This window comes from Ruegeria sp. BC1, assembly GCF_056539305.1.
In genome coordinates this window covers 131,232-150,351 of record NZ_JBQFUT010000010.1, presented here as the reverse complement: position 1 = coordinate 150,351, position 19,120 = coordinate 131,232, and the positions used below count along the sequence as shown (strand labels likewise).

General features: G+C 58.4%; 22 protein-coding genes. 11 read left to right on the top strand and 11 right to left on the bottom strand.

Translation table 11 applies throughout. The annotated features are described in order from the left end of the window. Positions 1 to 57: 57 nt before the first annotated feature. The gene (gene leuB / locus ACR0IY_RS19270) at positions 58 to 1,161 is read right to left on the bottom strand and encodes a 3-isopropylmalate dehydrogenase (protein WP_480676191.1); all 1,104 of its coding nucleotides are present in this window, start codon (positions 1,159 to 1,161) and stop codon (positions 58 to 60) included. A 91-nt stretch (positions 1,162 to 1,252) separates the two neighbouring features. On the opposite strand from leuB, the gene ACR0IY_RS19265 reads away from it, so the two are divergent. Then, positions 1,253 to 1,780, top strand: a complete 528-nt coding sequence (locus ACR0IY_RS19265; protein WP_480676188.1) for a redoxin domain-containing protein — start codon at positions 1,253 to 1,255, stop codon at positions 1,778 to 1,780. On the opposite strand, the gene ACR0IY_RS19260 is transcribed toward ACR0IY_RS19265, so the two are convergent. From ACR0IY_RS19260 to ACR0IY_RS19230, 7 genes are all read right to left on the bottom strand, one after another. After that, the gene (locus ACR0IY_RS19260; protein ID WP_480676186.1) at positions 1,777 to 2,670 is read right to left on the bottom strand and encodes a LysR family transcriptional regulator; all 894 of its coding nucleotides are present in this window, start codon (positions 2,668 to 2,670) and stop codon (positions 1,777 to 1,779) included. The genes ACR0IY_RS19265 and ACR0IY_RS19260 overlap by 4 nt on opposite strands. 57 nt (positions 2,671 to 2,727) lie before the next feature. Continuing rightward, on the bottom strand, positions 2,728 to 3,759 hold the full coding sequence (locus ACR0IY_RS19255) for an endonuclease/exonuclease/phosphatase family protein (RefSeq protein ID WP_480676184.1): 1,032 nt from the start codon (positions 3,757 to 3,759) through the stop codon (positions 2,728 to 2,730). Continuing rightward, positions 3,756 to 4,586 carry a hypothetical protein gene (locus ACR0IY_RS19250; protein WP_480676182.1) on the bottom strand — a complete coding sequence of 277 codons (831 nt, stop codon included), beginning with the start codon at positions 4,584 to 4,586 and terminating at the stop codon, positions 3,756 to 3,758. The genes ACR0IY_RS19255 and ACR0IY_RS19250 overlap by 4 nt, the downstream gene beginning before the upstream one ends. 332 nt (positions 4,587 to 4,918) lie before the next feature. Then, complete coding sequence (leuD, locus tag ACR0IY_RS19245) at positions 4,919 to 5,524, bottom strand: 3-isopropylmalate dehydratase small subunit (RefSeq protein WP_480676180.1); 606 nt, start codon at positions 5,522 to 5,524, stop codon at positions 4,919 to 4,921. A 42-nt stretch (positions 5,525 to 5,566) separates the two neighbouring features. Continuing rightward, positions 5,567 to 6,139 carry an HdeD family acid-resistance protein gene (locus ACR0IY_RS19240; RefSeq protein ID WP_480676179.1) on the bottom strand — a complete coding sequence of 191 codons (573 nt, stop codon included), beginning with the start codon at positions 6,137 to 6,139 and terminating at the stop codon, positions 5,567 to 5,569. 37 nt (positions 6,140 to 6,176) lie between these two features. Further along, the gene (gene leuC, locus ACR0IY_RS19235) at positions 6,177 to 7,580 is read right to left on the bottom strand and encodes a 3-isopropylmalate dehydratase large subunit (RefSeq protein WP_480676177.1); all 1,404 of its coding nucleotides are present in this window, start codon (positions 7,578 to 7,580) and stop codon (positions 6,177 to 6,179) included. A gap of 52 nt (positions 7,581 to 7,632) precedes the next feature. Continuing rightward, complete coding sequence (locus ACR0IY_RS19230) at positions 7,633 to 7,731, bottom strand: isopropylmalate isomerase (RefSeq protein ID WP_480676175.1); 99 nt, start codon at positions 7,729 to 7,731, stop codon at positions 7,633 to 7,635. A gap of 90 nt (positions 7,732 to 7,821) precedes the next feature. Between ACR0IY_RS19230 and ACR0IY_RS19225 the strand changes: the two genes are divergently transcribed. From ACR0IY_RS19225 to ACR0IY_RS19210, 4 genes are all read left to right on the top strand, one after another. Beyond that, on the top strand, positions 7,822 to 9,174 hold the full coding sequence (locus tag ACR0IY_RS19225) for a mechanosensitive ion channel family protein (RefSeq protein WP_480676173.1): 1,353 nt from the start codon (positions 7,822 to 7,824) through the stop codon (positions 9,172 to 9,174). A 161-nt stretch (positions 9,175 to 9,335) separates the two neighbouring features. After that, positions 9,336 to 9,698, top strand: coding sequence for a ribosome silencing factor (gene rsfS / locus ACR0IY_RS19220; RefSeq protein ID WP_480676171.1), 363 nt, complete (start codon positions 9,336 to 9,338; stop codon positions 9,696 to 9,698). A gap of 44 nt (positions 9,699 to 9,742) precedes the next feature. Further along, the gene (gene rlmH / locus ACR0IY_RS19215) at positions 9,743 to 10,213 is read left to right on the top strand and encodes a 23S rRNA (pseudouridine(1915)-N(3))-methyltransferase RlmH (RefSeq protein ID WP_480676169.1); all 471 of its coding nucleotides are present in this window, start codon (positions 9,743 to 9,745) and stop codon (positions 10,211 to 10,213) included. A 1-nt stretch (position 10,214) separates the two neighbouring features. Then, positions 10,215 to 10,700 (top strand): flavodoxin family protein, encoded by a 486-nt coding sequence (locus tag ACR0IY_RS19210; RefSeq protein WP_480676167.1) that lies wholly within the window; start codon positions 10,215 to 10,217, stop codon positions 10,698 to 10,700. A 2-nt stretch (positions 10,701 to 10,702) separates the two neighbouring features. Here ACR0IY_RS19210 and ACR0IY_RS19205 read toward each other — a convergent pair whose 3' ends face one another. Together ACR0IY_RS19205 and ACR0IY_RS19200 are read right to left on the bottom strand one after the other, a co-directional pair. Beyond that, positions 10,703 to 11,050 (bottom strand): hypothetical protein, encoded by a 348-nt coding sequence (locus ACR0IY_RS19205; protein ID WP_480676246.1) that lies wholly within the window; start codon positions 11,048 to 11,050, stop codon positions 10,703 to 10,705. A 35-nt stretch (positions 11,051 to 11,085) separates the two neighbouring features. After that, positions 11,086 to 11,796 carry a DUF599 domain-containing protein gene (locus tag ACR0IY_RS19200; protein ID WP_480676165.1) on the bottom strand — a complete coding sequence of 237 codons (711 nt, stop codon included), beginning with the start codon at positions 11,794 to 11,796 and terminating at the stop codon, positions 11,086 to 11,088. Positions 11,797 to 11,878: 82 nt separating this feature from the next. Between ACR0IY_RS19200 and ACR0IY_RS19195 the strand changes: the two genes are divergently transcribed. The 6 genes from ACR0IY_RS19195 (at position 11,879) to ACR0IY_RS19170 (ending at position 18,089) form a co-directional block, all read left to right on the top strand. Then, positions 11,879 to 13,327 (top strand): FAD-linked oxidase C-terminal domain-containing protein, encoded by a 1,449-nt coding sequence (locus tag ACR0IY_RS19195; RefSeq protein WP_480676163.1) that lies wholly within the window; start codon positions 11,879 to 11,881, stop codon positions 13,325 to 13,327. A gap of 25 nt (positions 13,328 to 13,352) precedes the next feature. Further along, on the top strand, positions 13,353 to 14,453 hold the full coding sequence (locus tag ACR0IY_RS19190; RefSeq protein ID WP_480676161.1) for an FAD-binding protein: 1,101 nt from the start codon (positions 13,353 to 13,355) through the stop codon (positions 14,451 to 14,453). Between the two features lie 4 nt (positions 14,454 to 14,457). Next, positions 14,458 to 15,780, top strand: coding sequence for a glycolate oxidase subunit GlcF (gene glcF / locus ACR0IY_RS19185; RefSeq protein WP_480676159.1), 1,323 nt, complete (start codon positions 14,458 to 14,460; stop codon positions 15,778 to 15,780). A 118-nt stretch (positions 15,781 to 15,898) separates the two neighbouring features. Beyond that, on the top strand, positions 15,899 to 16,690 hold the full coding sequence (locus ACR0IY_RS19180) for a trypsin-like serine peptidase (RefSeq protein ID WP_480676157.1): 792 nt from the start codon (positions 15,899 to 15,901) through the stop codon (positions 16,688 to 16,690). Then, positions 16,687 to 17,499 carry a trypsin-like serine peptidase gene (locus tag ACR0IY_RS19175; RefSeq protein WP_480676155.1) on the top strand — a complete coding sequence of 271 codons (813 nt, stop codon included), beginning with the start codon at positions 16,687 to 16,689 and terminating at the stop codon, positions 17,497 to 17,499. Before ACR0IY_RS19180 ends, ACR0IY_RS19175 begins: the two co-directional genes overlap by 4 nt. A gap of 122 nt (positions 17,500 to 17,621) precedes the next feature. After that, the gene (locus ACR0IY_RS19170) at positions 17,622 to 18,089 is read left to right on the top strand and encodes an Hsp20 family protein (protein WP_480676153.1); all 468 of its coding nucleotides are present in this window, start codon (positions 17,622 to 17,624) and stop codon (positions 18,087 to 18,089) included. A gap of 214 nt (positions 18,090 to 18,303) precedes the next feature. On the opposite strand, the gene ACR0IY_RS19165 is transcribed toward ACR0IY_RS19170, so the two are convergent. Beyond that, positions 18,304 to 19,041 carry a hypothetical protein gene (locus ACR0IY_RS19165; RefSeq protein ID WP_480676151.1) on the bottom strand — a complete coding sequence of 246 codons (738 nt, stop codon included), beginning with the start codon at positions 19,039 to 19,041 and terminating at the stop codon, positions 18,304 to 18,306. Positions 19,042 to 19,120: the final 79 nt, after the last annotated feature.

The window sequence follows — 19,120 nt, the reverse complement described above, 5'->3', positions numbered from 1 at the left end:
GGGCAAAGAAAAAGGCGGTGCAGCGGGCACCGCCTTTTTGTCTTGATTGAGGCGCGATCAGAGGCTCTCGTCCAGAGCCTTGAGAATGGCGTCGCCCATTTCGCTGGTCGAAACCGGCTGAACCCCTTCGTCGGCCAGCAGGTCTCCGGTGCGGACGCCGTCGGCCAGCACCTTCTCGATCGCGGCTTCCAGACGGTCGGCCTCGGCGCCTTGGTCAAAGCTATAGCGCAGCGCCATGGCAAAGCTGAGGATGCAGGCAATTGGGTTCGCCTTGCCCTGGCCGGTGATATCCGGTGCCGAGCCGTGAACCGGTTCGTACATCGCTTTGGGGCGGCCATTGGCCATCGGAGCACCTAGGGACGCCGAAGGCAGCATGCCCAGCGACCCGGTCAGCATCGCCGCGCAGTCCGACAGGATGTCACCAAACAGATTGTCCGTCAGGATCACGTCAAACTGTTTTGGTGCGCGTACCAACTGCATGGCGCCGTTATCGGCATACATATGGGTCAGCTCAACCTCGGGGTATTCCGCAGCCACACGGTCCACGACCTCGCGCCACAGGATGCCCGATTCCATTACGTTGGCCTTCTCCATCGAGCAGACCTTTTTGTTCCTGCGCATCGCCAGTTCAAAGGCTGAGCGCGCAGCGCGTTCAATCTCGGATTCGGTATAACGCTGGGTGTTGACGCCGACGCGTTCGTTGCCTTCTTCGAAAATACCGCGTGGCTCGCCGAAATAGACGCCCGAGGTCAGCTCGCGCACGATCATGATGTCCAGACCGGCGACGATATCCTTTTTCAGCGACGAGAAATCGGCCAGTGCATCAAAGCACTGGGCTGGGCGCAGGTTGGAATACAGGTCCATTTCCTTGCGCAGGCGCAGAAGGCCGCGTTCAGGCTTGAGGCTGAAATCCAGATCATCATATTTCGGGCCGCCAACGGCGCCCAGCAGAACCGCGTCCACTTCTTGCGCGCGGGCCATGGTTTCGTCCGACAGGGGCTTGCCGTGGGCATCATAGGCGGCACCGCCGACCAGATCCTCGCTCACGTCAAAGTGAAGACCGCGCTTGTCGCCGAACCAGTCGATAATTCTGCGCACTTCTGCCATGACTTCCGGGCCAATTCCGTCACCGGGCAGGATGAGGAGCGAGGGGTTGGACATGAACGGTCTCCTTGCGTTTCGTCGCAAAGGCCCTAGCGTCTGTGCCGCATCGGGTCAATGAGACGATCCGGCCAAATCACAAGGAAAACACATGTTGATACCGGGAAATCCCGTTCCAGACCTGAAAATCGAAACCGTAAGCCACGGAACTTTCGATCTGGAGGCTGACAAAGGTGAAAAGGGCACGCTGGTGATTCAGTATCGAGGTCTGCATTGCCCGATCTGTATCAAGCAAATGGCCGAGGTCGAGGCCGCGCTGGACGATTTCGCGGCGTTGGGTATCGAGGTGATTATGATTACCACCGATACCGCGGACCGCGCAGCGGAAACGGTCAAAAAAGCCGGGGTATCGCGGTTGCGGGTTGGCCACAGCCTGCCACTGGCGGCAGCGCGCGAGAATTGGAAGCTTCATATCTCAACAGCCCGAGAAGGCAGTGCCGAACCTGATCTGTTTGCCGAACCCGGGCATTTCTTCGTCGCCCCGGACCGAACACTCTATTATGCGTGGCAACAGACAACGCCCTTTGCTCGTCCCGCCATGTCTGACATCGTCGGTGGTTTGAAATTTACGCTGGGCAACAATTATCCGCCGCGCGGCACCTATACCGGTGCACTTTAAAGACTGGCCTTCAGGCCCTCGGCCAACAAGTCCCAGACTCGGCGGATGCGTGGAGTCTGGCGCATGGCCTGCGGTGCGGCTAGCCAGACCGGAAGAACCGGCACGTCGACATCCAGCGGCAGAATTTCAACCAGCGGGTCCGCCTCGGCCACCTGTATCTGGGTGAACCCGATCCCACACCCGGCTCGGATCAGTTGCCAGTACGCGCTTTGCAGATCGCAGCGGGTGGCGAAACTGTCCTTAGTTGCAGGCCATCCTTTTTCCCGCATCTTTGTGATGATCTGTTCGTTGGCATCAAAGCCGACCAGATCGTGATCAAACAAATCCTGCGGCCTTTCCGGCCGTCCGGCTCGGTCGAGATAAGTTGTGGCGGCGCAAAAGCACAGCGGCACGTCACCCAGGTAACGTGAGATAATGTCCATCTGCTCGGGGCGGTACATGCGAACGGCAATGTCGGCTTCGCGATACAGCAGGTTCTCTGTGGCATCCGTCGCAACCAGTTCCAATTGAATGGAAGGTTCCCGCGCGCGAATTTCGGCCAGTATCGGAGGTAATAGATGGTGCGAGGCAAAGACCGACGCGGTAATCCGAACCGACCCTTTCAAATCCTGCGACTGGCCTGCGGCGGTCAGGTTGAAGGCGTTCATGGCTGTGCGCATTTGCTGCGCCATCGGCAGTAGTTGCGCGCCCACCTCGCTAAGTTTGAGGCCACGCGCATGGCGGTCAAACAACGAAACGCCGAGGTCATCTTCCAGCGCGTGAATCTGGCGGCCCAGCGTGGGCTGGCTGCGGCTAAGCCGTCGTGCCGCCGCCGAAAGCGAGCCGGTTTCGGCTACCGCAAGAAAGCTCTGAATCAGAGACCAGTCGGAATGGGTTAGAGATTTATCCATTCAGAAATGAATACACGTTCCGCGTTTGACGGCAATTCCCTTCGACTCCTGAATGGGTCAATTCAATTGTGGATCTGTCAAGGCCACGTCGACCCAAACCAAACGGTGCCTGCTGGCCTGTTCGGCAGCGTCGCGCAGGGGTGCTCCCTCTGCCGGCCAGAATACACCTGCCTCTATTACCTGTAAGTCTGACGAGGGCAGCACGTAATCCACGCGCATTTCGCCCACGGCTTTCCAGATCACGGTGGTTGGGTTGCCGGGATGGGGGTCTGTCAACCGCGGATCGGCCAACAGCGCCTGCATCGCCTCATGACGCCCTTCTCCGCGATGCGGGTCCAGATTGGCGTCCCCTGCAACAACAAACGGACCGGAAGGGGGGCGGCCCACCTCTCCGTCCAGCACAGCGGACCACAGGCGGAGTTCGTCACGATTGCGCAGTCCGTTGCGGTCTTCGGGTCCGTCAAAAACCGGTGGTGCCGCGTGAAAGGCCATCAGTTCGATCAGGCCAATGGGGGTCTCGACTGGAACGATCCAGTGGGCTACCGCCGACAGACGTTGAATACGCTGGGCTTCCTCCGACGGGAATGGGCCGTCTTCGGTGAATGGAAGTTGAGCGCCCGGGAGGTCCCGCCACAGCAGATTGGTAAAATTCTGTATTGCGCGTTCGTTGATGGCATAGCGGGACAATACCGCAAGCCCACCTTCGCCGGTGAACCGGCCCCAGCCCTGCGCATCTGCCGGACCGTTTGTGCGCCCGTCGCCGTTCAGGTCTATTGCGGTCTCGACCCCCGCGTTGGGTTGCGCGGCATAGTAATAGGGGTAAACAAGCCCGGCCTCGCGCAATTGATCGATCAATGCAGCAAGGGCGCGGCCTTCCAGATCCCAGTCAATGCCTTGCAGGCTGACGATATCGGGCCCGGTTTCCACCAGCACATCGACGACAGCCTGCACCTGTGCATCGCCGCGCAGGATATCGCGCAACAACAACCCCGGCCCGTCGCGGCTGAGTTCCGTGTTGAACGTGGCAATGCGTACTGTCTCGGCCTGAGCCATCACAGGCAATAGCACCAGAAGCAGGGCGCGGATCATGCAGCTTGTGTAGACTCGGCAGTGGAATAGGCGCGGCGTTTCTCAACAATAAGGTTGGCGATACGCAACGTTGCCATACCGCGCATGATCATGCTGGCAGGCAGAAAGGCCCATGCGCTCATGGTCCAGATCAGGGTTTGGGGATTGCTCAGCGAGATCGGATTGCCATAGTCGGTCAGCAATTTGATCAGCGCCGGGATCAGAAAGGGAAGCAATACACCGATTGAAATATTCAGTCGTCCGTCCCGCTGCAGGCGGGCAACGACATCGCCCCCTTTGGTGGGGTCGAACAATGGCAAGTTGGTCCAGACATTGAAGGCACCATTACCGGTGGGCCAACCGCGCAGTTTCACGGCATAGGCAAAGCTGCCGATGGTGACCAGCGCCGCCACATACGCCACGCTGGCCGAAATGCGCACCAGTTCGGTCAGGGCCGGGGTGGCGTCGGCGGGCAGCATCAAAACGATCAGACGAACGGGTGAATAGGGGAAATCAACCACATTGGCCACGCCCAGAGCTACAGCATAGACTGCGGAGGTCAGCTCTGTCGGCGCGTAGGCATTTTTGCAGATCAGCGTCAGGAAAGTGACCATCGACATCAGGCCAACAAAGCGCAACCGGTTCACAGGCGGGGCGTCGCGGAATTCAATAAAGCTGGGAAAGGCCGAGTTGTATTCGGCGAAAGTCAGAAAGAACGCAAGAATGGCGAGAAAGACGACGACCTCGGTGCCGTTCGTAGATGATACGGGCAGGTACAACGCGGGGGTCAGCACCATTAATGCGACCAATATTCCCCGAATCGCCGCCCCTGTTGTGCGCGCAATCACTATCCGAACCCTTTCCAAACTGGATCAGTCGATTCTTCGCCGACTTCTTTCCAACTTGTTTCCGCCATTTGGTTGTTTTCAGCGGATACCTCTTGAGCACCAACATTGGCCGTAGGCGACAATCAGCTCAAGCCAAGCTACAGAAAACACGCCATTTTGGGCAAAAAGATGGCAAAACTGGTGCGAGATTGCATCATTTCTGACGCAAATCCGACGTGTAGAGCCGGTGTCTCTCTACATGTTGTGGTTGCTAGTGTTGAGACCCCAAGAATGCGAATGGGGCCGCCTTGGCGACCCCATTAGGTTGAGTATCCACAGATTCGTCCTCAGAATCACACCCAGGGGCGGGCTTGACTTGCGTGATCTTCGAATTTGTCGATGTGATGATCTTTCTCCATCGTCAGGCCGATATCGTCCAGACCGTTCAGCAAGCAGTGCTTGCGGTGGGGGTCGATATCAAACTCGATCACGACCCCGTCCGAGGTGGTGATCTGCTGATCTTCCAGATGCACGGTCATGCGCGCATTTTCGCCCTTGTGTGCATCTTCCATCAGAACTGCGTGATGTTCTTCGGCGACCACAATAGGCAGGATGCCATTCTTGAAGCAGTTGTTGAAGAAGATGTCAGCAAAGCTGGTCGAGATCACCACCTTGATGCCAAAATCCTTGATCGCCCAGGGCGCGTGTTCACGCGACGAGCCGCAGCCGAAATTGTCGCCGGCGACCAGTATCTCGGTCTGGCGATAGGCGGGTTTGTTCAGGACGAACTCTTCGTTTTCCTGCCCGTCATCGTGATAGCGCATCTCGTCAAACAGCACGACCCCCAGGCCGGACCGTTTGATGGTTTTCAGGTGCACTTTCGGAATGATCATATCGGTGTCGATATTGATCAGCGGCATTGGGGCGGCCACCCCGTGGACTTTGTCGAACTTTTCCATGTCTACACTCCTGCGGGAGAGGGCCGCGCCCGTGCCCCGCGTTTAAGCCTGTTTTGCTTCTGTTGTTTCGCCAGTTGGCGCATTGTCGTCTTTGGGTGCGTTCTTGACGAAGAACGCCATGAAGACCAATCCGAACCCGTTGAACAGCATCTCGATGCCCAGCAGAATACCCAGCAGCTGGAACAGCACCGCAGGATCGGTGGCGGCCAGACGCCAGATCAGCATTGCCAGAACGATCGACACGATGCCCGAGATCAGAGTGGCCCAGAAATACTGCGTCCCCTTCATCTGGAACGACAGGATAACCCGAGCAATGCCGCCTGCCAGGAACAGGATCAGCACCACTGTGGCCAGCGTCAGTGTTCCTTGCAGCGGGTGATCCAGAAAGGACCAGCCTAGAAACAGCATGACCGCACCCATAATGAGTGACAGAATCTTGTTGCCGGTTCCCTCAACCGTGAACCCGCCAACAACCTGCAAGGCGCCCGAGACCAGCAGTAACACGCCAGTTACCACCGTCACCGCGATGGACGCCACAGCAGGCGCGCCCAGCACGAAAATGCCGAACGCTATGGATAGTAGCCCCAGCAAGAGCCATTTGACCCAGTCACTCATGTTTTCAATCCCTCAAATATCTAGATATGAGGGGACCTTACATCAATTCACGGACGTCTGTCAGCCGTCCTGTGATTGCCGCTGCGGCAGCCATCGCCGGGCTCAGCAAATGGGTGCGTCCGCCACGGCCCTGACGCCCTTCGAAGTTGCGGTTTGAGGTCGCGGCACAGCGCTCGCCCGGTTGCAACTGATCCGGATTCATCGCCAGACACATCGAGCATCCCGCCAGACGCCATTCGAAACCGGCTTCTTTGAAGATGTCAGCCAGACCTTCTTCTTCTGCCTGGGCACGCACAAGACCCGACCCCGGAACGACCATGGCGCGAAGACCGTCTTTGATCTTTTTGCCCTTCAGGATTTCAGCCGCAGCGCGCAGATCTTCGATCCGGCCATTGGTGCACGAGCCGATGAAGACGGTGTCGATTTCCACGTCGCTCAGCTTTTGGCCAGCTTCCAGACCCATGTATTCGATGGAACGGCGGGCTGCGTCGACCTTGCCGCCTTCGAAATCATCGGGGTGAGGCACAGATGCGGTGATCGGCAGCACGTCTTCGGGGCTGGTGCCCCAGGTCACGACCGGTGCGATATCTTCACCACGCAGGGTGATGACCTTGTCGAAATGCGCGCCGTCATCGGTGTAGAGCGTTTTCCACCAGTCCATCGCCGCTTCCCATTGCGCGCCTTTCGGCGCATGGGGGCGGCCTTTGACATATTCAAAGGTGGTTTCGTCCGGGGCAATCAGGCCAGCGCGTGCGCCGCCTTCGATGGCCATGTTGCAGACGGTCATGCGGCCTTCCATCGACAGATCGCGGATCGCTTCGCCGCAATATTCGATCACATAGCCGGTACCGCCAGCCGTGCCGGTCTCACCGATTACAGCCAGAGTGATGTCCTTGGCGGTCACGCCCGGCTGCAATTTGCCGGTGATTTCCACCTTCATATTTTTGGATTTCTTCTGGATCAGAGTCTGAGTCGCCAGAACATGTTCGACCTCAGACGTGCCAATGCCGTGGGCCAATGCGCCAAATGCGCCGTGGGTGGCGGTGTGGCTGTCGCCGCAGACCACGGTCATTCCGGGCAGGGTCCAGCCCTGTTCCGGGCCAACGATGTGGACGATGCCCTGACGGACGTCATGCACCGGGTAATAGTGAATGCCGAAATCCTTGGCGTTCTTATCCAGCGCCTCGACCTGAATGCGTGATTCCGGGTTTTCAATTCCGTTCACGCGGTCCGGAGTGGTCGGCACGTTGTGGTCCGGCACGGCGATTGTCTTTTCCGGCGCGCGCACCTTGCGGCCCGCCATGCGCAGGCCTTCGAACGCCTGCGGGCTGGTCACTTCGTGCACGAGATGGCGGTCGATATAAAGCAGGCAGGTGCCATCATCGGCTTCGTGCGCGACGTGAGCATCCCAGATCTTGTCATAGAGTGTTTTGGGGGACATAGGTCCTCTCCCGTATTAAATGAGAAATAGCTGGCGAGTGGCTGGTCGCCGCTTATAGGCGGGCCAGAACCGTGCGGGCGGCCCCAAAGAACCGTTCACGCAGGCGCGTGCGGTCTTGCAACGTCGGAACTGGGGCCAGGTTGAGTCTCATGGGCCTCAGATATATCGGGCTGTGCCGTCAATCAAGGTTCAATCCGGCAATGGGCTTGCATCGCGCCGCCACGCTGTCCAAGCTGGGCTCATGAACCAAGACCTGATCCCCAGTTCGCTGTCGGACCTCTATGACAACATGGTCGCGGGCTTTTCCGTGCAATTCGAAAACCTTGTCGAACTGGTCGTAACACCGGGTTGGCGGCAGCATCAGCTGGTCATCATCCTGGTTTTGTGGGCGCTGGCCTATGTTCTGAAGCTGGTGACACAAGGCCGTTGGGAAGCCTGGGCTCGTGCCCGTTCCGGCTGGCCGAAATGGCGTCTGCGTACTCTGGTTCAGCTGATGCAGCGCCTGACGCTGGTGTATTTCGTGGTGATGTCCTGGTCGCTGTACCTGCTGATGCAGCATATTACGTGGCCGTCACGTAGTTACATTATCGGCGTTGTTGCGACTTTGGCCTTGGCGTGGCTGGCCATTGCGCTGGTGGCGCGGCTGGTGCGCAACCGCACCTTGCGGCGTATCTTCAAATGGGCAATGTGGGTCTATGCAACGCTGGTTGCGCTGAATCTGACCGATGATGTGGCCGAGTTTCTGGATGGTGTGGCGATCTCCATCGGCGATCTGCACATCTCGGCGCTGGGGATTCTCAAAGCTGTTCTGCTGATCGGTATCCTGCTGACTCTGGCCCGTGTCGGCACACGCGCGGCCGAACGGGGGTTGATGAACAACGACGATATCACCCCGTCGATGCAGGTTCTGTTGGCCAAGGGTATCCAGGTTATTCTGTATGGTGCAGTCTTTATGGCGGCCATTCGCACGTTGGGGTTTGACCTGACCGGCATCGCGCTGCTGTCGGGGGCCATCGGTGTCGGCATCGGCTTTGGCCTGCAAAAGGTGGTGTCGAACCTGATCTCGGGGATCATTATCCTGATGGACCGGTCGATCAAGCCGGGTGACGTGATCTCGCTGGGCGACACCTTCGGATGGATCAACGCGCTTGGCGCGCGCTATGTCTCGGTTGTGACGCGGGACGGGCGGGAATATCTGATCCCGAACGAGGACCTGATCACCAATCAGGTGGTGAACTGGTCCCATTCGGACAAGTTCGTGCGGCTGGATTTGGAATTTGGCACCAGCTACGACAACGATCCTCACAAGGTGCGTGCAACGGCGATCCGGGCGGTCAAGGCGGTCTCGCGGGTGTTGAGCGGTGGTTCGCACGAACCGGTGTGCCATATAACTGGCTTTGGAGACAGCAGCGTTGATTACGTACTGCGGTTTTGGATCAGTGATCCGACCAAGGGGCTGACCAATATCCGGGGCAATGTGTACCTGGCCTTGTGGGACGCTTTCAAACAAGAAAACATCTCAATTCCCTTCCCGCAGCGCGAAGTTCGGCTGCTGCCCGACGGCGCAGCTGGGCAACAGATCGCCAAAGAGTGACTGCCTGTGTGGCCCCACAATCGCCCGTTCATTGAAATGTTGCATTCCCCTTGTTACCTTATTAGTACCCCGGCGCCGGGGTTTGGCGGCGTGCAATAAAGGAGGACTATGTTCTGTCTCTACATTCTCAGGCGGGTTTGCCCGCCGATGATCGGGCCAACATGATGGCTCACTCTCAGTCAATCAGCGACAAGCTGCTTGAACGTATCCTTTCCTCACTTTCCGACGACAAGGCCGAAGATGTCGTGCAGATCAACCTGCAGGGCAAGTCCTCGGTAGCGGATCACATGGTGATTGCCTCGGGTCGGTCGACCCGTCAGGTCTCGGCCATGGCGGAAAAGCTGACGGATCGCATCAAGCAGGAGTTCGGTTTCACCTCGAAGGTCGAAGGCAAGGATGCCGGCGACTGGGTGTTGATCGATACGGGCGACGTGGTCGTTCATATCTTCCGCCCCGAAGTGCGTGAATTCTACCAGCTGGAAAAGATGTGGCTGCCTCAGGGCGGCAGCGCCTCAGCCAACTGAGGCGCCATCCCGGCCTGCATTAACAGGCCGGAGGCGAGAGATATATGCGTATAAGCATTTGTGCGGTCGGGCGATTGCGTGCCGGACCGGAGAAGACCCTGCTTGATGATTACCTGACCCGATTTGACCGGACCGGCCGCGCGCTGGGCCTGGGCCCCGCCCGTGTGATCGAGGTTGAAGACAAGAAAAACGCGGGCATGGGGGCCGAGGCTGCGTTGCTGCGTAAGGCGCTGCCCAAGGGGGCGGTCATCTGCACTTTGGACGAGCGCGGGCGGGTAATGTCCTCGCCGGATTTCGCGAAAAAGCTGGGCAGCTGGCGAGACGCAGGACGGCAGGACCTGGCGCTGATCATTGGCGGTGCAGACGGAATAGACCCTAATCTTCGGGCTGAGGCCGATTTTTCCATTTCATTCGGGTCGATGGTCTGGCCGCATATGCTGGTTCGTGTGATGGTGGCCGAACAACTCTACCGGGCCGCAACCATCCTGTCAGGCGGTCCCTATCACCGGGTCTGACATGGCGCAGCTTCTGATCGTTTATCATTCACGCACCGGCGGTGCTCGGCAGATGGCCGAAGCCGCTGCCGCCGCGGGACGAGAGGAATCGGACGTTGTTCTGAAATCCGCGGATCAGGCGATCCCTGAAGACCTGCTGCACGCCGATGGCTACATCTTTTGCGCGCCAGAGAATCTGGCCGCGATTTCGGGTTTGATGAAAGAGTTTTTCGACCGGTGTTACTACCCGGTCCTCGGTCGGATAGAAGGGCGTCCCTATGCACAGATGATCTGCGCCGGGTCCGACGGGGAAAACGCGGCGCGCCAAACCGCTCGGATTGCGACCGGATGGCGACTGAAAGAGGTTCAGCCACCCCTGATCATCTGCACACACGCGCAAACGCCAAAGGCGATTTTGGCCGACAAAACCATTCCCGACGATCAACTGGACAAATGTCGTGAGATCGGGCTGGCCATGGCGGCTGGTCTGCAAATGGGGTTGTTTTAAATTCAGGGCAGTGTGACAACGACCGTCTCATCGCCCCATCCTTCCACGCTGCAACGCGCCTGAATCTGCACCTGAGTAACGCCCGTTGGGATGCTCACACCGCTAAGCGACCGGGTAAAGGGCTGCTCATTCTCATGCGGGTGGTGCAGCACGCGCATACCCAATTCGTTGCCGTCCATGTCCAAAACACGCCAGCCATCGGCGTAGTGATCCCAACCGGTATCGGGGTGCCGGATCGTGACATCGAAACGCCATGCATCGCCGCTCTGCCTTGCCGAGACATTCTCGATGACAGCAGGATCGGCAAGGACGGGGCTGGCCAGAATAGCACACAGAATCAGGTATCGCATGGGCGCACCATACGAACGGATACGCGAGCGCGTCATCACGACTCTGTGTGAGTTGGCAAATTCAACAGCACAGACCGCGAATGGGACGCGAATTCCCGACGGTACAGAACTCCAAAGGTGACGAGGGTGGCGACCATCAGGGCAACCGGTCCCAAAATCCAAGCGATTGAGGCCAGCGCAAAATAGGTGGCCCTCAGGCCGCGGTTGAAGCTGCGGGCGGCGGTGACACAAATCTCAGCGGCCTGCATGGCGCGGGGATAAGCCTGCGGGTTTTTGGCGTCATTGGGAACGGCAGCCATCAGGACGGCGCAGTAGCCAAACAACCTGTGCGCCCAGACATATTTGAGAAACGAATTGCACAGGAATATCAGCGCAATCAGGATTTTGATTTCCCAGACCATCGCCGGGGCGCTGCCTATCGCCAGATCCTGCGCCACCCCCGATAGACGTTCGGTATTGCCCAGCAACGCCAACCCGCCGCCGATGGCAATCATCGTGGTTGAGGCAAAAAAGGTGCTGCCCTGCCGCATGCTGGCCACCACCTGCGCGTCAAACATGCGTGGTTCCCGGGTCACCATCTCATGCATCCAGCCGCGCCGGAAATCATCCATTACCATCGACACCGACGGCTTGCCGGGTGCAGGGTTTTCAATCCGCCACCCGATCCAAATCCAGGCGACCAGCAGCAATCCGATGGCGGCATAGTCAAAAGGTGAAAACAGCAAGGCGCGTTCAATCCAAGTCATGCCCGCGACACTACGTGTTGCCGATGGAACTTGCCAGATGTGAGAATTGGTAATATTATTTTACCAAACATGAGGACCCGCCATGGAAATGCCGCCGCCAAACCCCGACGTCCTGCGCCGAAAATCCGCTGTGTTGCATAGGTTGTTGGGCGTTCTGCCCAAAGACGCCGTGATCCATGACCCTTCTGAAACCCGGGCCTATGAATGCGATGCGCTGACCGCCTACAGGTGCCCGCCGATGCTGGCGGTTCTGCCATCGACGACGCAACAGGTCTCGGATGTTCTGCGCATTTGTAACGAAGAAGGCGTGCCGGTGGTGCCACGCGGATCTGGCACATCACTGGCGGGTGGCGCGTTGCCGACAGCCGATTGCGTTATCCTGGGTATCGCCCGCATGAACGATGTGCTGGAAGTTGACTATGACAACCGCTTTATCCGCGTTCAGACCGGCCGCACCAATCTGAGTGTTACCGGAGCGGTCGAAGAACAGGATTTCTTTTACGCCCCCGACCCGTCCTCGCAACTGGCCTGCGCGATTGCAGGCAATATCGCGATGAATTCGGGCGGGGCGCATTGTCTGAAATATGGGGTGACCACCAATAACCTGATGGGCGTGAAAATGGTGTTGATGGATGGCAGCGTCGTCGAGATTGGCGGCGCCTATCTGGACGCGGGCGGATTGGACCTGTTGGGTGTCATCTGCGGGTCCGAAGGTCAGTTGGGTGTCGTGACCGAAGCGACGCTGCGCATCCTGCGCAAGCCCGAAGGGGCTCGACCCGTTCTGATGGGGTTCGATGACAATGCAGTTGCCGGGCAATGCGTGTCCGACATCATCAAGTCGGGCATTCTGCCGGTCGCCATCGAATTTATGGATACCCTCTGTATTAGAGCCTGTGAAAACTTCGCTCAGGCGGGGTACCCGGACTGCGCGGCCTTGCTGATCGTCGAGGTCGAAGGCTCTGACGCCGAGATCGACGACCAGCTGTCAAAGATCATCGAAATCGCCAGGCGGCACAATCCGGTCGAATTGCGCGAAAGCCAGTCGGCCGAGGAAAGTGCGAAAATATGGCTGGGGCGGAAGTCGGCCTTTGGTGCGATGGGGCAGATGAACGACTACATGTGTCTCGACGGTACAATTCCGGTGTTCTCTCTGCCCGAAGTTTTGCGACGCATCGGCGAGATGAGCGAGGAATACGGCTTGCCTGTTGGCAACGTGTTCCATGCCGGGGATGGCAACATGCACCCGCTGATCCTGTTTGATGCCAACAAGCCCGGTGATCTTGAGAAGTGCGAGGCGTTTGGGGCCGATATCCTGAAGCTCTGCGTCGATGTGGGGGGCTGTTTGACCGGAGAACATGGCGTGGGCATCGAAAAGCGGGATCTGATGACCCATCAATACACACCTACCGACCTTGAGGCCCAGATGGCGGTCAAAGATGTGTTCGATCCGAACTGGCTGCTGAACCCGGCCAAAGTGTTCCCGCTGGAGGCTTCGGATATGCGACGGAAAACACGAGTTGCAGTAGAATAGCAGGCTCTAATACAGAAGAATTGCGATGAATCCTGAGACAGAAGCCGAACTGGTCGAGTTGGTGGCCGGACTGAAAGAGCCGGTACGCATTGTCGGCGGGGATACCCGCGGCATTACCGGGCCTGATCAAGAGGTTCGGGCCGGCGGCCTGAAAGGCATCACCTTATACGAACCTGGCGCCCTTACCCTTGTGGCGCAGGTCGGGACACCAGTGACCGAGATTGAAGCGGTGCTGAAAACCGAGGGCCAGCATCTGGCGTTTGAGCCAATGGATCATCGCGGGTTGTTGGGCAGCGCTGGCGAACCGACCATTGGCGGCGCCGTGGCTGGGAATATCTCGGGGCCTCGGCGCATACAGGCCGGTGCCTGCCGGGATTTTTTGCTAGGCGTGCGTTATATCGATGGAATGGGACAGGTGGTCAAAAACGGTGGCCGCGTGATGAAGAATGTGACCGGCTATGATCTGGTCAAGCTGATGGCAGGGTCCTGGGGTACGTTGGGGGTTCTGACCGAAGTGTCGCTGAAAGTGCTGCCTGCGCCCGAGGAGGTCGCGACTTTGGCGATCCAGGTCGCGAATGCCGCTGAGGCGGTTCGGGCCATGTCTGCCGCGCTCAAGTCACCGTACGAGGTCAGCGCCGCCGCTTATGACCCGCAGGAAGGAAACGCGTTGTTGCGGGTAGAAGGGTTTTCTGCATCGGTGGTGTACCGGGCCGAACAGCTGAAATCGGCGCTGTCATCCTTTGGTGAACTGGCCGAGGTGTCAGACTCCGCAGAACGGTGGCTCAGAGTGCGGGACGTCGGGGCCTTTCATGGTCAGGATGGCGATATTTGGCGTGTTTCAGTCAAACCCACCGATGCGCCCGAAATAGCGGCTCGGCTGGAAGCTGATCGCCTCCTATTCGACTGGGGGGGCGGATTGATTTGGGCTCTGGTTCCCAACGGCACGGACCTGCGCGCCCGGTTGGGTGCGTTTTCTGGTTACGCGACGCTGGTACGGGGGGATGCTGCGACTGTCAGCGCTTTGGGACGGTTTCAGCCTGAATCTGCAGGTATTTCGGCTCTAACACAGGGTTTGCGGAGGCACTTTGACCCGCGCGGTATATTCAATCCGGGGCTTATGGGGTAGGCAGATGCAGACGTCTTTTACCGAAAAACAGCTCCAGGATCCGGCGATCCAGAGGTCGAATGAGATTTTGCGCAGCTGTGTGCATTGTGGATTTTGCACGGCCACCTGCCCAACCTATCAGGTGCTGGGTGATGAGCTCGACAGCCCGCGAGGGCGCATTTACTTGATCAAGGACATGCTCGAAAACAACCGAGTGCCGGATGAAAAGACAGTCAAACATATCGACCGCTGCCTGTCCTGTTTGGCCTGCATGACCACCTGTCCGTCGGGGGTGCACTACATGCATCTGGTCGACCACGCGCGGGAATATATCGAACAGACGTACAAGCGCCCCGCTTCGGATCGCGTTCTGCGTTGGCTTCTGGCCCGGATTCTCCCCTACCCGATGCGGTTTCGATTGGCGCTGCTCGCGGCCAGGTTGGGCCGCCCGTTCCGATCGTTGATGCCAGATGCTCGGTTGCGGGCGATGTTGGACATGACACCAAAGTACATCCCGCCGGTCAGCCGCAACGACGATCCGCAAAACTTCGCGCCCGAGGGGTCGCCCATCATGCGAGTGGCTCTGATGACGGGTTGCGCGCAAAAGGCGCTGAACACCGACATAAATGACGCCACGATCCGCCTGTTGACCCGTCTGGGATGCGAGGTTGTTATCGCCGAAGGCGCCGGTTGCTGTGGCGCGCTGACGCATCACATGGGCAAGGTGCAGGACAGTTATTATGCGGCAAAGGCCAATATTAGAGCCTGGATTTCTGAAATGGATGGGGATGGATTGGACGCTATCGTCATCAATACCAGTGGCTGCGGGACCACCGTAAAAGATTACGGGCATATGCTCCGGGATGACCTGCTGTCCCGGGACGCGGAGCGTGTGTCGGATATTGCAATGGATATCAGCGAACTGCTGGTGCAATTAGACCTGCCCGAGGGGGCTGAAAAGAGTATGACTGTTGCCTATCATGCCGCCTGTTCCCTTCAGCACGGGCAGAAAATCAAATCCTATCCAAAGACACTGTTGAAGCGTGCAGGGTTCACTGTGGTCGAGCCCGCCGATAGCCATCTGTGTTGCGGCAGCGCCGGAACATACAACCTGATGCAGCCTGAAATCTCGGGGCAATTGAAGCGCCGCAAGGTTAGAACGCTTGAGGCGAAAGAACCGGATGTGATCGCAGCCGGTAATATCGGCTGCATGATGCAGATCGGATCAGGCACGGATATTCCGATCCTGCACACGGTCGAGTTGTTGGATTGGGCGACAGGCGGACCTGAGCCAAGGGCCTTGCGTCAAAAGCTCGTGCGCATGTCACAGGTTCCCATCCTCAAATAACCGTAGCTGATGCAGAGGTGCATCAGTTCACGGCGGAAACCGCGCGTACGCAGACCGCCCTATTTTCGCCCTACCCGGTGCGTAACACAGTAGCCCTAAACCAACACCGGAGAGCCGTTTGCGAAACTTGATCAGGGCTTTTGCGCTGGCAATGATGCCGATGGCCGCCATGGCGCAGGACAGCGGGCTGAAAAGCCTGGACACGACCGATGCCGGGCGGGCCTGGATGGCTGTCGGCCGTCTCGACATAAACGGCGCGGGGTTCTGCACCGGAACGTTGATTGCACCGACTTTGGTGTTGACCGCGGCTCATTGCCTGTACGACAAGACGACCGGCCGGCGGATCGACCTTTCGCAGGTTGAATTTCTGGCAGCGTGGCGACTGGGACGCGCCTCGGCTTACAGGGCTGCCCGGCAGGCGGTTATTCATCCACAATACCGGTATGCCAACGAAACCTCGGCCGCCCGGCTGAGCAATGACATTGCCCTGATCGAACTGTGGCAACCAATTCGGAACACAACCGTGATTCCCTTTGAAACGGGAAATCGACCGGCCCGAGGCGACGAGGTGGGGGTTGTTTCTTACGCCAAGGATCGGGCCGAAGCGCCTTCGCTGCAAGAGGTCTGTTCGGTCATGACACGCCGGTCCGAGGTTATGGTGATGTCGTGCGATGTTGAGTTCGGCTCTTCCGGGGCGCCCGTTTTCAGCTTTGAGGGCGACCGCCCGCGCATTGTATCTGTGGTCGCAGCAAAAGCCGAATTCAACGGTCAGCGCGTGGCCGTCGGTACGCCGGTTGAAGGGTCCTTAACCCTGTTGCAGGCTGAGTTGTCGGCCGGGCGCGGGTTTCGTTCGGCGGCGCCGCAGGGAGGGTCCGACAGGAATATCGGCGCGAGGTTCATCAAGCCATGACCCGCATTCTGTTGTACATCTTGCTGTGCCTTGCAGTTATGTCACCCGCCTCTTTTGCCCAAAGCGCCAAACGCAAGCTGACGGATCGAGAGGACCTGTATGGATGGGAAGCCATTGGACGGCTGGATATCGGCAAGCAAGGGTTCTGTACGGGCACGTTGATTGCCCAGGATCTGGTACTGACGGCTGCACATTGCGCGCTGGACGGATCGGGCAGACCCTATGCACCGGGTAAGGTGACGTTTCGCGCGGGGCTGAGTAACGGCACGTCACTGGCCGACCGTGAAGTCGTGCAGATCGCCGTGCATCCGGAGTACACCAAACGCCCGTCGCTTTCGGCTGAAGGGGTCCGGGCGGATGTGGCTCTGATGCGGCTGAAAAGGCCAATTCCCTATTCCGTGGCCGACCCGTTTGCACTGCACAGTGGGCGTGTGGCGGGGAATGAGGTCAGCCTCGCCTCCTACGGACGTGGGCGGTCTGAAGCGATCACGCGGGAACGGTCCTGCCGTATTCTGGAACGGTATCAAGGGCTGATCACCTTTAACTGCGATGTCACTTTCGGCTCATCCGGGTCGGCGCTGTTGGCGCGCAACGGCCCCCGCTGGCAGATCTTGTCAGTGGTGTCCGCTGTGGGCACCGATGGCCGCCGGAAGGTAGGGTTCGGCATGGAACTGACGGGCATAGTCGATCAGCTCAAAACTATTCTGCGCCGCGATGCGCCCCAGCCCAAGGCTGCCATCCGTCGGCTGCAGGTGGGGTCGGACAAGGCAAGTTCGGGGGCGAAATTCATCTCTTCCGGCGGGTCTTGAACTCGGTCAAATCGTTCCCCATGTGAACTGTACCGGATCGCCGCAAACGGGGTCCGGGATAGATCACCGCCCGTCCGAACGGAGGGCAAAACGTACATCGCTCTGATATGAGGATATGACCTATGCGTACATTTGACTTTGCACCCCTGCACCGCGCCACTGTTGGATTTGACCAGATCGCCGACATGATGGACCGCGTTCTAACTAATGACGTCGCCCAGCCCAGCTATCCGCCTTATAACATCGAAAAAACCGATGCCGACACCTACCGTATTTCGGTTGCTGTTGCTGGTTTTTCGGAAAATGACCTGTCGGTCGAAGTGAAAGAGAATTCGCTGGTTGTCGCGGGTAAAAAAGCCGCCGAGGACAAAGACCGCAGCTATCTGCACCGTGGCATCGCCACCCGCGCGTTCGAGCGCCGCTTTGCCCTGGCCGATCACGTCCGCGTCACCGGCGCAAGTCATGAAAACGGCATGCTGAACATCGACCTGAAGCGCGAGGTGCCCGAGGCCCTGAAACCGCGCCGGATCGAAATTTCTTCGGCCAATGCCATCGAAAAGGATGTGGTCGACGCCAAGGCCGTGAACTAAGTCGGCCGATCCCCACGCCGCGATGATCTTCTCCTCTCTGGGTCATCGCACCATACGCCCCGCGTTCCTCCAGACGCGGGGCGTTGTTGTCTGGTCAGGTATCGGGCAGATGTTGCCGGTCAAGAAACGGAAAAAGCGCCCGCTTATCGCGAACGCTCGTTCTTCTGAATTAGGTTGTTGCTAAGCTGAAAGGAACCTGTCACACCAATTGCGATCAGGCCACTGCGCGCCGTCTGCGATATGACACGAATCCCAAGCCGAACAGCGCACCACCCAATAACAGGAGGGATGGCGGTAACGGAACTGCGGCAACCTGCACACCGTCTATCGAGAACCCATCATTCCGAAATGGACGATCGCCACCAAGGCCCGCGTAGTTTGCGAGCGTAATTTTCGCTGACTTGGTTGGTGCACCGAAATCTATCGTGACCAGCCGTACGTTGCCGTCTGACAATCTGTTGCCAGTCCTGACTTCGTGGTTTTCGCCACCGGCGGAAATGCGCAGATACCCGCCAACATCGCTGGCATCGGAAAGGGCAAACATCAGTTTGCTGAATGATTTCCCACCGGCAAGGGCGACATCCCAACTCAACCCCCAGGTGTCATTGCTGTCCAAAAACCAGGACCCCCCTTCGGGTGAAACATTCTCGCGCCCGAAAACGTTACCATCGCGCAAGGCCAGCATACTACCGGTATTGCCAGGCAGGCCGGTAACGGTGCCACCTGTGCCGACTCCACCCAAGGTCGAGAATGTTCCAACGCTGGTTGAAAATCCGTTCGAAACCTCACCTTCGCCGTGGGCTGCACCATGCGTTTCAAACCCTTCGAAAACCCCGTATCCGTTTCCGTAGGCTGATCCATCATGTTCTATTACATTGATCGTCAACGCTTGGGCGCTTGTAGACACAAAGGTCACCAAACTGGCCGCTAAAAATACCTTAAAGAACTTCATGGAGTTATCCCCACACTGACTACCGAAATAGAATTTTACCTCAACCGAACGTCGAAATAGAATTTTACCCCACATTGAC